The organism is Francisella salimarina (assembly GCF_007923265.1).
Classification (GTDB): domain Bacteria; phylum Pseudomonadota; class Gammaproteobacteria; order Francisellales; family Francisellaceae; genus Francisella; species Francisella salimarina.
Genome location: NZ_VOJA01000003.1, coordinates 1 through 14,181 on the forward strand (window position 1 = coordinate 1; position 14,181 = coordinate 14,181).

Sequence of the window (14,181 nt, forward strand, 5' to 3'; positions counted from 1 at the left end):
AGAATATGATATCAATAATAGGTACATTAATAGCTTTTGCTACGTATAATTTTATTCTTTGCTTGCCAAAAAAATATTCAAGAGCTAATTAGTATTAGTGAAGATATATTAAGTATAATGAAAATATAAATAGAATGTAAGTAATTGGAAATGCAAATCTAGAGAATATATCTAGTCTCTTAGCAAAGCTTTGTTTATCTAGTTTTATCAGCCAGTATACAATTAGACTTTCTAGGACTGTTGAAAATAGAATAGTAAAGGATAGTAATAAGAAGCCGTCTGTGAAGGTTAGATAGTCAATATCTGGCATTTCCCCCTCAATCAAAAACTGGTATGCGATAACGGATAAAATCCCTATAAATGCTATATTTAACCTGTCTGATAATGCTTTAGTGTCCATCCAGAATACGGCCCACATTGCTAATACTAATAGTGTCAATGGGATTAATACTTTTAAGAGAATATTAGTAGGCTTTCTTTCCAATGAAATACTAAACTCCAGCATTGACACTTTCTCTGACTTTCCATAATAGTATTTTGTAGGATTTGTATTTACTAAATTAAAGTTAGTAAGGTGCCATTCTGCTATATTTACATTTGGATGGTCTTTAACGTAATCTTTAACAGTAATCCTATGATTTGGTTCTACTACCAATTTTACTTCGTTAGAGTCGTATCCAAACGGAATTATGTATGCTTTTAAGGTCTGCTTATCAAATGGGAATTTCTCAAGTTGCATAGGTGTTTCAAGATGTAGTGTTCGTTGTTCTGTATATACAACATTTCCATCAGGATAAATTTTTATTTGTCTTGCTTTTATTTGAGGAGACCCAACTTCATTTATTATTGATATTTGAGGTTTCCACCCTTCAAAAATTTCATCATATTGAAAGTCTCCTTGATATAAAATGTAAGGAGTTTTTTCTTCATTTGCATTAAACTTTAATCTTGGATCATTCCATCTGAATTTGAAAATAACATCAATTTGTAATTGCTCATTAACTTCATCTAAGCTTTGTATATCAGTAATGAATGCAGAAGTCTTTACAATTGTAGGTTCTTGTGGAGGAGTACTGCCATATCCGAACATATTTTTATAATAAGCTAAAGATATAAGTAGTAAAAAAAATAATTTTAAAAGATTATTGTTAAGCATGATTACTAACTAGTTTTTATTCTTTATAGATATTTTACTAAACTAGTATATTTAAACCAAATTTTGATCAATATTAATTAATAAATATATTTTTGTATTTAATTAGAATATGATTAATTGAATAATGTTGATTATTATATTAATAAAAGGCTTCATGATAGTAAACAATAAATTAGATCCGTTAAATGGGATTAAAACTAAAGCAAATAAAATATAAAAGCCATATTTTTGTAAATTACTATACTTATATGCTATGGCTTTAGGTAAAAAAGAAGCTACTATTTTACTACCATCAAGAGGAGGGATTGGTAGAAGATTTAGGATCATAAGCACAATATTAATCATTACGCCGTAAAAAGCCATTCCTTGTATATAGGGATATGAAGTTATATATTTTGCTATTATTGCCCATATTATTGCCATTAAAAAATTCGCTAGAGGGCCAGCAATGGCTACAAGAGCAATATCAAGTCTAGGATTTTTTAAGTTGCTATAATTTATTGGGACTGGTTTAGCCCAACCAAAAATAAAAGGAAATCCGGAAGCTAAAGATCCTATCAGCATTAACCCTGGTACTATGATAGTTCCAATTAAATCTATATGAGAGACTGGGTTTAAACTAACTCTTCCCAATTTATATGCAGTATTATCACCTCTATATTTTGCAATATAACCATGCGCAGCTTCATGTATTGTTATTGCAAATACTAATGGGATTATAGCCATTAGAGATGTTATTAAAATATGGTTAAGATCCATACGACATGTTTTAGAAATTTTAATTTTGCAATTATAGTTACTAGACGTATAAATATAAAGCTAAATAATTAAATTAATAAAAAAATCTAGAATGGTGCATATAAATACTTAATATTTAATATTTAGTGTGGTATAAATTTAAGTGTAGCCTAATTAATATTGAGTTTAATTAGATTTTATTAAATTTATAAGGAGTGTTTCTATGAAAAAAATAATAACTGTAATTTTGGTATCTTGTGTACTAGCTTCATGTGTCTCTACATATGAGCCTGTACCAGCAGATAAACAATCTCAACAATAAAATGAGGAGACTATTATGAGAAAAAATATTCTTAGAGTAGCAGTTATAACAATACTTTCAATGATTTTGATGTCTTGTGTTGTCAAGCATGAGTGTCCAACTAAATTAGATGCAAATGGTAATAAGTATATGGACAGAAATGCCTGTGCACAAAATACATATTTACTAGGGTTTATTCCGTTAGGTTAGAATCTTGGAGGAATAAAATGCTGATACTTAAATATTTTTTGGCAGTATTTTCTTAAGATTTCTTTAAAAAGGTGTGTCCTATAAATTATAAGATTTTATCAATAAAATTAAACTTCTAAATTTGCTGTATAAAAGGCTTGTTGCAGATAATAAAGTAGGTAATATCCTATCTGTGGGGGTCGATTTGTGTTTCATTTTATTTATAGGAGACTCGTTATATGGCAAATCAATATTCGGGAAATTTTGAACAAATTGTAAAAAATAGATTCAACTGTTCAGCAAAAGAAGTTTTGTTAAAATGTCAAAGAGAAGGTTTAAGTTATCAGGAAGCTGAAAAGGTTCTGGGATTTAAGCACGTAACTATTAGAAAGTGGGCGAAGAGATTTGATATTAAGTTGCCAGCTAGGTTTAGATTTGATGAAGATCGTTTTGGTCAAAGCAAAGAGATTGCTTATGTGAATGAGTGTAAGTCAAATAACATTAATAAGGCTAATATCTTTAGTCGTTGTTGGATAAATATGAATCTCTATTCGGCAATCAAAGCTAAATCCTGATTAACTGAAATTTCTGTATTATTTTCGCTTTGGCAAAATGTTATATTGTCATTAGGAGTTAAGATGATAACTGTTGAGCCAAAGTTAAACCAGCCAAGTGTATCTCCTTTTTTGAATTCTATATTAAAGTTGTCACTGTTGTAATTCCAAGTTTGTACATCTCTATAGTAGCTTGGGGCTACTTTGCCGTGCCAAACTGTTTCGATACCGGCAACAAGTAAAGCACCTACAAAAATCACTGCAACTTCACCAATTTCTGTATTGAAGTAACAAACTAATCTCTCATTTTTTGCAAATAAATTATCAACATTTTTTGCAGTGGTTTGGTTTACAGAAAAAAGCTTGCCAGGTATATAAACCATTTTTGTTAGCTTGCCATCGATAGGCATATGGACTCTATGATAATCTTTGGGAGATAGGTATATAGTTGCAAATTTTGTGAAATTGGTTGTTGAACTATCAGCTATTAGTGCCTTTAGTGTAAAAGTTTTTCCCTTAGCTTGAATTAAACTGCCATTAGTAATATTTCCAAACTCACTTAGAACGCCATCTGCAGGAGAGGAGATAACTTTTTTATCTGAAGATATAGGTCTTAATCCATCTTTTAATTCTCTTATGAAGAAGTTGTTAAAAGAAGAATATTTGTTTATATCAATTTCTTTAGCCTCATCTATATTGATTTTAAATTTTTTTATGGCTAAATTTATTAGATAATTTTTTAGATGTCTATTTTTTGATTCTGCTAATCTACTAACTAGTCTCGATGTTAAAGAATGAGGGATTATGTATTGCAGAAATATAAAAAGTTTATCTTTCATTGATCTTTTACTCTTGAAGCTTTTATTATTATTAGTATAGCACTGTGTTATAATGTTTAGTTAATTTAATTAGCTAGTTACTATATATTTGTAGATGAAAAAAAGTTTCCAAATTTTCATTTTAGTGAGTCTTGGTTTATTGTTACAAAACTGTGCAACTAATGATGTAGATAATGATTTCACTGCTGAAAGTCTTTCTAATGAGAGCTTTAGCTGGGATATATTTAGAAATAGGAAGTATGAGTATGCTAAAGTTCAGGTTAAAGAAGAGCCTTCTTTGATAATTCCTACAGGTTTAAATGGTGAAAAAATCAAACCAGCTTTAAAGCTTCCTGATGGTGATGATAAGTACGCTAGGTCACAAGTTCCTAAAGCATATCAGCAGATGTTACCTCCAAATTATACAGTCAAGTTTGATATGGCTAAAATAATAAGTGATCAAATATCAAAAGTTTCCATAAGTGTTGTTTATGATGATTCTGGATCTTTGAAACTTGTATTTAGAGAGCCACTATCTATAACCATAAATTTACTAGATGACTATTTCAAAGATCATCCTAATAGTTATACCATAACATCTGAGAAAGATGAAGTGTTATCGGGACATTTGATTACAGTTAAAGATGCTCAAAAAGATAGAATATTTGTTATTAAGGCACGTAAAATTGATGAGCTCTCTAGTTTGGTTAAGATAAATGCTGTCTTTACTGGAGATGGTCAGTCTCAAGCACCTGATCATATTTCAGAAGGTGTTCGATTACTAAGTGATATTCGTAAAGAATTAAATAATACCGAATTAAAAAGCGATAATAATCTAGAAATTGCTAAAAAAGCGGAGTTGGATATGGCGGCATCTGAAGCTAATGCGAGTAAAGGGCAGTCAAGTTTAGGAGGATTGTTAGGTTCTGCTAAGAAGAGCAAGTTCGGTTTTGGTTCATATGATAGGACTATTGATAAATCTATACAGCAAGATGAGACAGACCAGATTCAAAATCAGATGAAAGATTATACTAAAATTACTGCGCCATCCGACAATAGTGTCTACGATAGTCAAGCACAAGCACAAGAGTTAAATACATAGGTGATAGAATATGTATGATATTTCAGTTTTTATCGGAAGATTTCAGCCTTTTCATAGGGGGCATCTGTATAACATATTAGTAGCTTTGGAAAATAGTAAGAAAGTTATTATAAACGTAGGAAGTTCATTTAATGCTCCAAATATAAAAAATCCATTTTCATTTGAATTTAGAAGGCAGATGATTATTGAGGACTTAAAGGTAGCGGGCGTTGATTTAAGTTTAGTTGAAATTGAACCACTAGCAGATTATTTTTATCAAGAGCAAAAATGGGAAGAGTCTTTACGTCAAAATGTCTATAAGTACGCTAGGATAGATGAAACTATAGCTATTGTTGGACATATTAAGGATGACTCTAGCTATTATATTAAGAGTTTTCCAGAGTGGGGATATATACCAGTAGATAATTATAAAAATTATAATGCCACAGAGTTTAGAAAATATTTTTATAAAGGCGAAATTCTTGATGAGTATATGTGTAGTCGAACACTAAATCAGGGAGCATTTAAATTATTAAATGCTTTTATGCAAAGCGTAACATATCAAGATCTGGTTGCTGAAAATAATTATGTTGTCGACTATAAGTATTCATGGAGAAATGCGCCTTATAAACCAAACTTAGTTACAGTGGATGCTCTAGTTATAGTAAATAATCATATTCTTCTAGTCCAAAGGAAAGGTTTCCCTGGTAAGGGGTTGTGGGCGTTACCAGGTGGATTCTTGGAGTGTGAAGAGACTATATCTCAAGCGATAGTAAGAGAGTTGTTTGAAGAAACAAATATAGATTTAAGTATTGAGCAATTATCTTTAGCAAAAAGGTGTGAAAAAGTCTTTGACTATCCTGATCGTTCTGTTAGAAGTCGAACTATTAGTCATGTTGGTGTTTTTATATTGGAAGAATGGCCGAGTTTACCAATAATAAATGCCGCAGACGATGCTAATAAAGTTCAGTGGGTTTCTATAGATTCAATTATAAATAGTATGTATGATAGAATGCTAGAAGATCATTATCAAATTATCACAGTTCTGCTAGAAGAGTGTGGTGTATAGGGATATAAGGAGTTTTTTGTTATGAGTTTATCAGTTGTTATTTTAGCCGCAGGAAAGGGTTCAAGAATGAACTCTAATAAGCCAAAAGTTTTACAAACTTTAGCAGGAGAAACCTTAATTAGGCATGTGATAAATAGAGTTGAACCTTTAAAGCCCAGTAATATAATTGTTGTTACAGGTCATCTAAAAGAGATGGTTGAAGAAGAACTTACAGATAAAGGTGTTACCTTTGTAGAGCAAAAAGAACAGTTAGGAACAGGGCATGCAGTACTACAGGCCTTACCTCAGATTAAAGAGGATAAAGTCTTAATTCTATATGGTGATGTGCCTTTAATATCTACAGAAGTCTTGGCTAATTTGATTAAATCAGCAAGTAATGATCTAGCTGTTCTTACCGCTGTTGTAAACAATCCAACAGGTCTTGGACGTATTGTAAGAGACAAGTTTGGTGCAGTAAGCCATATAGTCGAAGAGAAGGATGCTACAGATGGACAGCGCCAGATCAAAGAGATAAATACAGGTATATATTGTGTATCTAGAGATCACTTGGAAAAATGGCTGCCTAATCTAGGTAATACTAATGCACAAGGTGAGTATTATCTTACAGATATAGTAGCAATGGCAAGAGAGGATAACATCTCTATAACGGTAACTCACCCTGTTGAAGAATTTGAAATACAAGGTGTTAATGATAGAGTTCAACTCGCGCAACTTGAAAGACAGTGGCAGAAGCATATTGCTGAAGTAATTATGTCAAAAGGTGTTAGTGTTGCGGATCCTAATAGAATAGATGTGCGCGGTAAACTTGAGGTTGGCAAAGATTGTTGGTTAGATGTTAATGTAATCATTAAAGGGCAAGTGAAGCTTGGCAATAATGTAGTAGTTGGAGCGAACTGTATTCTAAAAAACTGTACTATAGAGAATAATGTCAAAATAAAGGCTAATAGTATGGTTGATGGATCCATTATTCGTGAAGGAGCTATTGTTGGACCTTTCGCTAGAGTTAGACCGGAATGTGATGTCAAGGAAGGTGCTGTTATTGGAAACTTTGTTGAAACAAAAAAAACTATTTTAGGAAAGGGATCAAAAGCATCACATTTGACATATTTAGGTGATAGTGAAATCGGAGCTAATTGTAATATTGGAGCAGGTGTAATAACTTGTAATTATGATGGAGTTAATAAGCATAAAACAACAGTAGGAGATTATGCGTTTATCGGATCTGATTCACAGTTAATTGCTCCAGTTAATATTGGTCCTGGTGCAACTATTGGTGCTGGATCAACTATTGCAAAAGATGTTCCAGCTGATAATCTTGCTATCTCAAGAGCAAGACAGCGTCATATTGATACTTGGCAGAGACCTGTCAAAAAAGACGATAAGTAAAAACTAAGGTATATAATGTTATGTGTGGGATAGTAGGTGCCAATTCTACAAGAAATGTTACAAATATTTTGATTGAGGGGCTGAAAAAACTTGAATATCGTGGTTATGATTCTGCTGGTTTAGCAGTAGTTAATGATTATAATCAAATAGATATGTGTAAAGAAGTGGGTAAGGTTGTTGAGTTAGAAAATGCTGTTAATGACTTATCAGATTTCAAAGGTAATATAGGTATTGCCCATACTAGGTGGGCAACTCATGGTAAACCTTCAAAAGAAAATTCTCATCCGCATGCTTCGGAGAAATTTTGCATAGTACATAATGGTGTAATTGAGAATTTTGCTGAATTAAAAAGATCATTAATTAAAGAGGGCTATCATTTTAAATCAGACACTGATACTGAAGTTGTGGCTCATCTATTAGATAGAGAATGGGATGATTCTAAATCTATTATTGAGAATATCAAGATTATAACCAAGCTTTTAAAAGGAGCATATGCCCTAGCAATAATTTCACAGAAGTTTTCTGATAAGATCGTTGCCGTTCGCTCAGGCTCTCCTCTAGTTATAGGAGTGGGTATTGATGAGAATTTTATTTCATCTGATACATTATCGTTATTGCCAGTTACTAATAGATTCTCTTATCTTGATGAGGGCGATATAGCTATTATATCTAAACAGGATGTTGAAGTCTTTGATAGTAAAGGAATACCTAAAAATTTAGAAGTTGAAGAATATAACTACTCATCTTTAAGTGCTACTAAAGATGGTTATAAGCACTATATGCTTAAAGAGATATATGAGCAACCAGAAGCTATATCAAATACTATCATGGCATCATTAAATGATGGTGAAATTAGTTTAGATAATTTTGATAGAAAAGCTCAAGAGCTATTTGAGAAAACTAAACATATAAGTATAGTTGCATGTGGTACTAGTTATAATGCTGGTATGACTGCTAAATACTGGATAGAAAAGTATGCAAAAATTCCATGTAGTGTTGAGATAGCTAGTGAGATTAGATACAGAGATAATATTGTCGTCGATGGTTCATTATTTGTTAGTATCTCACAATCTGGAGAAACTGCGGATACTTTAGAATCTCTAAGAAAAAGTAAAAAGCAGAACTATATTGGTAGTATGTGTATTTGTAATGTACCAAATAGCTCTTTAGTACGAGAGTCTGATATTGCTTTTATGACAAAAGCAGGTGTTGAGATTGGTGTCGCATCAACAAAGGCGTTTACAACACAGTTAGTAGCATTAGCAATATTTACACTTGTAATGTCTAAATTGAAGGAAAGTTTATCAAATGGTGAGATTGTAAAATATACTAAAGAACTTAATAATATCCGCGCATTAGTTATGGGTGCATTGAAATTAGACCCTGAAATAGACGAGATAAGTGAGTACTTCTCTGATAAAGAGCATACAATATTTTTAGGAAGAGGATTGTATTACCCAATAGCAGTAGAGGGCGCTTTAAAACTCAAAGAAATATCTTATATTCATGCTGAAGCTTATCCTTCAGGTGAGTTAAAACATGGACCACTAGCATTAGTAGATAAAAATATGCCAATAGTTGCTATGGTACCTAATGATGATTTATTAGACAAAACGCTTTCTAATCTTCAAGAAGTTCACGCTAGAGGTGGAAAGCTAATTCTTTTCGTAGATAAGGAAATAAAAGATAAAGTTAGCTTTGATAATAGTATTGTTTTGGAATTAGATGGTGGACATGATTTTAGTGCGCCAATAGTATTTACAATACCACTTCAGCTTTTATCTTACCATGTAGCTATAATTAAAGGTACAGATGTAGATCAGCCTCGAAACCTAGCTAAGTCTGTTACTGTAGAATAATGATGCTGTAAATTCTGATAGCATTCCCTAAATTATTTTATATAAAAGGTATTCATTATGGATTTTAATAAATCTTTGTCATCTGAAAATATTAGACTTGAAATAATGACTAGAGGAGATTTTGATAGGTTATACAATATAGCTAAAGATCCTGAAATATGGGCTCAGCATAATGATAAATCACGTAGTCAAGTAGATGGGTTTAAAAAGTATTTTGATGATGGTTTAAAAAATCCTCAAAATTGTTATCTGATTTTTCATAATAAAGAACTTGTTGGTTCTACTAGATACTATGAGTATGACTGTATTAAAAAATCAATAAAAATAGGTTATACATTCTATGCTAAAGAATATTGGGGTACAGAGCTTAATAAAAAGGTTAAAAAACTAATGCTAGACTATGCCTTTGAATCAGTCGAAAATGTACTTTTTGATGTTTGGTATAAAAACATTCGTTCGCAAAAAGCTGTGTCCAAATTAGGAGCTAAACTTTGTGAGAATGATACTTCTCGTGAAAGACTAGTTTTTATATTAAATAAAAAAGATTGGGAAAATTTAAGAAATAATTAGATGTAAGCTCTTCTTTGAGCTATTCTAGCTCTTTTGATAGCTTGACGTTTTGCTATCTTTCTTTTTTCAGTTGGCTTTACGTAGTGCTGTCTATCTCTAAGCTCTTGCTTGATACCAGCTTTTTCGCAAGCACGTTTGAAGTTTCTTAGGCTTATGTCAAATGGTTTGCGCTCGTCTACTCTAATACTTGGCATTATAGTACCTCAATATTTATAGCTTCAGGGCCTTTTCTACCTTCTTGAGTTTCAAAAGTAACTTGTTGACCTTCAGCAAGTGTTTCACCATTAAGTTTTGAAATATGTACAAATACATCTTTACCACCATTCTCAGGAGTGATGAAGCCAAATCCTTTTTGATCGTTGAAAAACTTTACTGTACCTTGTGATTTATTATCCATTTTTATTCTCTTTAGTTATTTGTTTAGTTAGTTCTAGCACATTACTGCTAATTATTGTATGGATTTATGAAATGACAATTTAAGAGATTAAGCAAAAACTGAAATTAAATACTCAGAGAAACTTACTCATAAAGATTCCCTTGTTCCTTACTGTATAGATTGTATTATAAAATAGTGCTAAAAGATACAATTTAGAATAAAATATTTAAAACTCACTAAGTACATCTGAAGTAGTATTTAGTCTAGCTTAGACCTTTTAGCTTGCAGAAGATCTTTTGCACTTGACCATTGGTTTACTCGAGGTTCTAGATTTTTGATTTTTTTATCAAATTCTGCCTCAAGATTTATATCGTATAGATTAGCAATTTCAAGAACACATACCAAAACATCAGTTAATTCTGATTTGATTTTTTCATTATCTAAAGTTTCTTCATAGATTTCTTTCTGCATTATTTCATTAGCTAGCTCTCCAACTTCTTCTGTAAGAGCAATAAAACTAGCTAATCTTGGGTGAGAAATATCTTTAAAAAGCCTATCTATAATTTGTTGAGCTTCTTTGATTTGCATGAGATTTTTTAAGAATTAATTTCTGTTATTATTTATTCTACAACACTTATGTCTACAGAAGGACGTAAAGTTGAACAAACAGCTAAAGCTTCGTGTACTGGATGATCAGCGAACTTTTCAAAAGGAGCATTTGCGCCTGCCTTAGTGTTGATGCATGGGATAGTCTGTTGCATCAAGTTGTAGTCAAATCGAGGTGCCCATTTACGAGATCCAAGTCTAGCTGTAGTTGAACAGTTATCAACCATATGAGCAACACCTTTGAAGTGCATGTATGGGTTTAGTGAGTCAACTGCTTCAATGATAGACTCATTGACAATTTCAGAGTATGCATGGCCTTTTTGAGCTAAAACATCAGATTGAGCCATTATACAAGCTATATATACCCCTGCTGTAATTGGATCAATAGGAGTTGTGTGCTGGTCACGTTCAGCTCTTACCTTTTCACCAACTTTCCATAGTTCAGTTTTGTCAATTTTGCCCATTGGTAGACGATCATGACGAGCACCAGCCATTACAACTGAGCGAATTTCATTACCGCTTTCAACATCTTCATAACACTCAATTAAGATATCAAATAGAGGAGTGTAAGCAGCATTGTAAGCATTTTCAAACTTTTGCTTGTCTTCGGCAGATTCTAAGCTTTCGTACACTTTTTTCATTCCTTGCGTAGAGATAATCTTAGAAATAGGTCCAGTGATTGCTTCAGCAGTACGTCTGAAAGCTTCTTCTTTGTCCATACCATTATCAGTGAAGTAGCGATAAAGCACTTCGATGATGCCATGTACACCACCAAGTAAAACACCTCTTTCACCAAAGATATCAGAACGATATTCCATTTCCATAGTTGTTGGGAATACAAATGGTGCACCACAAGCTATAGCCCAAGCTAGAGCCTGTTCAGTTGCTCTACCGTTAACATCTTGATATACACCAATACTGCTATTGATACCGGCACCATTTACTGTCTTACCTTGCTCGTATAAGCGACGAACGGAAGGCCCCATACCCTTTGGACACATTGCAACGATATTTATATCATCTCTAACCTTGTAGTTAATGCTCTCAATAAAGCCAATTAAGAAACCATGAGAGAAACCTAGAGTTGCTCCAGGTTTAACAGCTGCAAAAATCTTATCGTAAAGTTTAGCTTGAGCAGCATCAGAGATTAGGATAATAGCCATATCTGACTCTTTAATAACATCAAACATTTCACCTAAAGTACCATTTTCTTTAGTGAAACCTACAGCTTCAGCTTGTTTTTCTGAGCTTGAACCAGCACGTAAGCCAACCTTAACTTTGATGTCTGTTCCCTCTAAAGAATCACGTAAATTCTGAGCTTGAGCTGGACCTTGAGATCCCCAACCGATTACACCAATCTGCTTAATTCCCTCAAATGCTTGAGGAAGTTTTTCAAATAGATGACGACCACCAGCAACGATAGTCTCATTTTGTCCACCTAAGTTATATTCTTTAACTTCAAAAATATTGCTTTGAATCTTCATTTTATTCTCCAGTATTAAGCTTTTTTATTATTAGTCTAACTATAAAGTTATACAAAGACTTGCTTGAAATAAAGTGAAAAATTTGCAACTATTTATTGCAGATAATGCAATAAAATACAGATATGATTGACAAAAAAGAATTAAAGGCCTTTAAAATTTTGGCTGAAACTCTACATTTTGGTAAGGCAAGCGAGAAATGTTTCTTAACACCGTCAGCATTAACCCGCCTTATCCAACGTATTGAACAAGAAATGGAAGTGGTACTTTTTGAGAGAGACAATAGAAATATTAGACTAACAGATGCTGGTAAGATTTATTATCAATTTGCTAAAGATATGCTACAAAAATATGAAGATTTAAACTGTATATTACACCCTAAAAAAGGTCAGGTAATAGGCGATATTAGGCTATCTTGTACCGTAACAGCATCATATGTGGTTTTACCAAATATCATTAAGAAATTGCATATTAATTATCCAGGCATAAAAATACAGCTAACTACAGGTTCAATAAAAAACTGTACTAGCCAGCTTGAAGAGGATGCAACAGATGTAATTATAGCTATTTTGTCAAAAGATATTCCTAGTAATCTTTGTGTTAAAGAAGTGTTGACTACAAAAATGGTAATGATCGCTCCTGCTGTAAAGAAAGTTAATAATTTAAAGCAAGCAATTGAAAATATACCTTTTATAAAGCCAGCCCATTATATTGGTGGTAGTAATTTAGATGAGTGGTTTAAAAAGCAAGATTTAAAACCTGAAATATATGGTGATGTGGATGGTAATGAGGCTATCTTGTCACTGGTATCATCAGGTATTGGAACTTCTATTGTGCCAGAGGTGATATTAAGACACAGTCATCTATCTAAATCTGTAAATATAATAAAAACTCAAGGTCTGCCAAGTATATCTGTTGGAGTGGTAATGAGAAAAGAAGCTTTATCTTCGCCTGTTAAAAAGATGTTTTGGGAGCTTGTTGAAAGCTTGGGTGTCATTGAAATTTAAATTTCTTATGCGTTAAACAATTTTTTAACATCCTTTTGCTGTATCTATATATTCACTTGTTGATAGTTTATAATGTATATCTAAATTTTTTGATAAAAGTAGTTGTATTACATGAGTGAAATAATAATAAAAAGTCCAGAAGAAATAGAGAAAATGAAAGTAGCTGGTAAATTAGCAGCAGAAGTTTTAGAAATGATAACTCCTTATGTAAAAGAAGGTGTGACAACAGCAGAGCTAGATCAAAGGTGTCATGATTATATAGTAACGGAGCAAGATGCTTATCCAGCACCATTGAATTATCATGGTTTTCCAAAATCTATTTGTACATCTATAAATCACGTAGTTTGTCATGGAATACCTGCTGATAAAAAACTTAAGAAAGGCGATATCTTAAATATAGATGTTACTGTAAAAAAGGATGGCTATCATGGTGATACTAGTAAAATGTTCATGATTGGTGAACCATCAGTTATGGCTAAAAAATTAGTTGAGGTTACTCATGAATGTCTTTGGAAAGGTATAGAAGTAGTAAAACCGGGTAATCATTTTGGTGATATAGGTGCAGTAATAGAAAAACATGCTAAGAAATTTGGATACTCTATAGTTGATGCTTTTTGCGGTCATGGAATAGGCGCAAACTTTCATGAGCCACCACATGTTATGCATCATGGTAAAGCTGGAACAGGAGCTAAGTTTGAAGAGGGTATGATTTTCACAATTGAACCGATGATAAATGTTGGTAAAAGAGCTGTATCTGTTTTAAAAGATGGTTGGACAGCTGTAACAAAAGATAGATCTCTTTCAGCTCAGTGGGAGCATACAATCTTAGTTACGAAAGACGGTTGTGAGGTCTTAACATTAAGAGAAGAAGAGAAGAATTTTTAAAAAAGTTTTTCACCACCTACCCCCTTTACAAGTGGTATGGTGAATGCGGCTTACTTTTTGCATTGCACAAAAAGTAAGCAAAATGCTAGCACTTAGCTAAAAGCC

16 protein-coding genes are annotated in these 14,181 nt (G+C 32.5%); 9 read left to right on the plus strand and 7 right to left on the minus strand.

The features are described from left to right. Positions 1–94: 94 nt before the first annotated feature. Positions 95–1,090, minus strand: a complete 996-nt coding sequence (locus FQ699_RS02445; protein ID WP_369852837.1) for a ligand-gated ion channel — start codon at positions 1,088–1,090, stop codon at positions 95–97. Positions 1,091–1,258: 168 nt separating this feature from the next. Further along, positions 1,259–1,915, minus strand: coding sequence for a site-2 protease family protein (locus FQ699_RS02450; RefSeq protein WP_146420978.1), 657 nt, complete (start codon positions 1,913–1,915; stop codon positions 1,259–1,261). Between the two features lie 316 nt (positions 1,916–2,231). On the opposite strand from FQ699_RS02450, the gene FQ699_RS09670 reads away from it, so the two are divergent. Then, entirely contained in the window at positions 2,232–2,405 is a 174-nt protein-coding gene (locus FQ699_RS09670; protein ID WP_179951654.1) for a hypothetical protein, read from the plus strand. Positions 2,406–2,623: 218 nt separating this feature from the next. Beyond that, complete coding sequence (gene fevR / locus FQ699_RS02460; RefSeq protein WP_013923617.1) at positions 2,624–2,959, plus strand: transcriptional regulator FevR; 336 nt, start codon at positions 2,624–2,626, stop codon at positions 2,957–2,959. Here fevR and asd read toward each other — a convergent pair. Further along, entirely contained in the window at positions 2,932–3,777 is an 846-nt protein-coding gene (asd, locus tag FQ699_RS02465) for an archaetidylserine decarboxylase (protein ID WP_146420980.1), read from the minus strand. The two genes, fevR and asd, sit on opposite strands and share 28 nt — an antisense overlap. A gap of 94 nt (positions 3,778–3,871) precedes the next feature. Here asd and FQ699_RS02470 point away from each other — a divergent pair, with 94 nt between their 5' ends. Genes FQ699_RS02470 through FQ699_RS02490 form a run of 5 tightly spaced genes read left to right on the plus strand, consistent with a single transcriptional unit; the run spans position 3,872 to position 9,721 of the window. Further along, positions 3,872–4,858, plus strand: coding sequence for a hypothetical protein (locus FQ699_RS02470; RefSeq protein WP_146420981.1), 987 nt, complete (start codon positions 3,872–3,874; stop codon positions 4,856–4,858). Positions 4,859–4,868: 10 nt separating this feature from the next. After that, a complete protein-coding gene (locus FQ699_RS02475; RefSeq protein ID WP_146420982.1) occupies positions 4,869–5,906 on the plus strand; it encodes a bifunctional nicotinamide-nucleotide adenylyltransferase/Nudix hydroxylase in 1,038 nt (345 codons plus the stop codon). A 21-nt stretch (positions 5,907–5,927) separates the two neighbouring features. Further along, positions 5,928–7,292: a bifunctional UDP-N-acetylglucosamine diphosphorylase/glucosamine-1-phosphate N-acetyltransferase GlmU gene (gene glmU, locus FQ699_RS02480; RefSeq protein ID WP_146420983.1), complete on the plus strand. Its 1,365-nt coding sequence runs from the start codon at positions 5,928–5,930 to the stop codon at positions 7,290–7,292. A gap of 20 nt (positions 7,293–7,312) precedes the next feature. Further along, positions 7,313–9,151, plus strand: a complete 1,839-nt coding sequence (gene glmS / locus FQ699_RS02485; RefSeq protein ID WP_146420984.1) for a glutamine--fructose-6-phosphate transaminase (isomerizing) — start codon at positions 7,313–7,315, stop codon at positions 9,149–9,151. 57 nt (positions 9,152–9,208) lie between these two features. After that, entirely contained in the window at positions 9,209–9,721 is a 513-nt protein-coding gene (locus tag FQ699_RS02490) for a GNAT family N-acetyltransferase (RefSeq protein WP_146420985.1), read from the plus strand. Here the strand turns inward: FQ699_RS02490 and rpsU are convergent. The 4 genes from rpsU to FQ699_RS02510 form a co-directional block, all read right to left on the minus strand. Then, on the minus strand, positions 9,718–9,915 hold the full coding sequence (gene rpsU, locus FQ699_RS02495; RefSeq protein WP_013923610.1) for a 30S ribosomal protein S21: 198 nt from the start codon (positions 9,913–9,915) through the stop codon (positions 9,718–9,720). The two genes, FQ699_RS02490 and rpsU, sit on opposite strands and share 4 nt — an antisense overlap. After that, positions 9,915–10,118, minus strand: a complete 204-nt coding sequence (locus FQ699_RS02500; protein WP_004286368.1) for a cold-shock protein — start codon at positions 10,116–10,118, stop codon at positions 9,915–9,917. The genes rpsU and FQ699_RS02500 overlap by 1 nt, the downstream gene beginning before the upstream one ends. A gap of 237 nt (positions 10,119–10,355) precedes the next feature. Further along, a complete protein-coding gene (locus FQ699_RS02505; protein ID WP_146420986.1) occupies positions 10,356–10,685 on the minus strand; it encodes a MazG nucleotide pyrophosphohydrolase domain-containing protein in 330 nt (109 codons plus the stop codon). Positions 10,686–10,717: 32 nt separating this feature from the next. Then, positions 10,718–12,187 carry a ketol-acid reductoisomerase gene (locus FQ699_RS02510; protein ID WP_146420987.1) on the minus strand — a complete coding sequence of 490 codons (1,470 nt, stop codon included), beginning with the start codon at positions 12,185–12,187 and terminating at the stop codon, positions 10,718–10,720. Positions 12,188–12,309: 122 nt separating this feature from the next. Between FQ699_RS02510 and ilvY the strand changes: the two genes are divergently transcribed. Together ilvY and map are read left to right on the plus strand one after the other, a co-directional pair. Beyond that, positions 12,310–13,191: an HTH-type transcriptional activator IlvY gene (gene ilvY, locus FQ699_RS02515; RefSeq protein WP_146420988.1), complete on the plus strand. Its 882-nt coding sequence runs from the start codon at positions 12,310–12,312 to the stop codon at positions 13,189–13,191. 111 nt (positions 13,192–13,302) lie between these two features. Further along, entirely contained in the window at positions 13,303–14,076 is a 774-nt protein-coding gene (map, locus tag FQ699_RS02520; protein ID WP_146420989.1) for a type I methionyl aminopeptidase, read from the plus strand. The last annotated feature ends 105 nt before the right edge of the window (positions 14,077–14,181 follow it).

Bases quoted from the DNA above. Each gene is read 5' to 3' on its own strand.
- glmS (WP_146420984.1), top strand. From the start codon at position 7,313: ATGTGTGGGATAGTAGGTGCCAATTCTACAAGAAATGTTACAAATATT.
- glmU (WP_146420983.1), top strand. From the start codon at position 5,928: ATGAGTTTATCAGTTGTTATTTTAGCCGCAGGAAAGGGTTCAAGAATG.
- map (WP_146420989.1), top strand. From the start codon at position 13,303: ATGAGTGAAATAATAATAAAAAGTCCAGAAGAAATAGAGAAAATGAAA.
- FQ699_RS02505 (WP_146420986.1), bottom strand. From the start codon at position 10,685: ATGCAAATCAAAGAAGCTCAACAAATTATAGATAGGCTTTTTAAAGAT.
- FQ699_RS02475 (WP_146420982.1), top strand. From the start codon at position 4,869: ATGTATGATATTTCAGTTTTTATCGGAAGATTTCAGCCTTTTCATAGG.
- FQ699_RS02470 (WP_146420981.1), top strand. From the start codon at position 3,872: ATGAAAAAAAGTTTCCAAATTTTCATTTTAGTGAGTCTTGGTTTATTG.
- FQ699_RS02490 (WP_146420985.1), top strand. From the start codon at position 9,209: ATGGATTTTAATAAATCTTTGTCATCTGAAAATATTAGACTTGAAATA.
- FQ699_RS02500 (WP_004286368.1), bottom strand. From the start codon at position 10,118: ATGGATAATAAATCACAAGGTACAGTAAAGTTTTTCAACGATCAAAAA.
- fevR (WP_013923617.1), top strand. From the start codon at position 2,624: ATGGCAAATCAATATTCGGGAAATTTTGAACAAATTGTAAAAAATAGA.
- FQ699_RS02445 (WP_369852837.1), bottom strand. From the start codon at position 1,090: ATGTTCGGATATGGCAGTACTCCTCCACAAGAACCTACAATTGTAAAG.
- asd (WP_146420980.1), bottom strand. From the start codon at position 3,777: ATGAAAGATAAACTTTTTATATTTCTGCAATACATAATCCCTCATTCT.
- rpsU (WP_013923610.1), bottom strand. From the start codon at position 9,915: ATGCCAAGTATTAGAGTAGACGAGCGCAAACCATTTGACATAAGCCTA.
- FQ699_RS09670 (WP_179951654.1), top strand. From the start codon at position 2,232: ATGAGAAAAAATATTCTTAGAGTAGCAGTTATAACAATACTTTCAATG.
- ilvY (WP_146420988.1), top strand. From the start codon at position 12,310: ATGATTGACAAAAAAGAATTAAAGGCCTTTAAAATTTTGGCTGAAACT.
- FQ699_RS02510 (WP_146420987.1), bottom strand. From the start codon at position 12,187: ATGAAGATTCAAAGCAATATTTTTGAAGTTAAAGAATATAACTTAGGT.
- FQ699_RS02450 (WP_146420978.1), bottom strand. From the start codon at position 1,915: ATGGATCTTAACCATATTTTAATAACATCTCTAATGGCTATAATCCCA.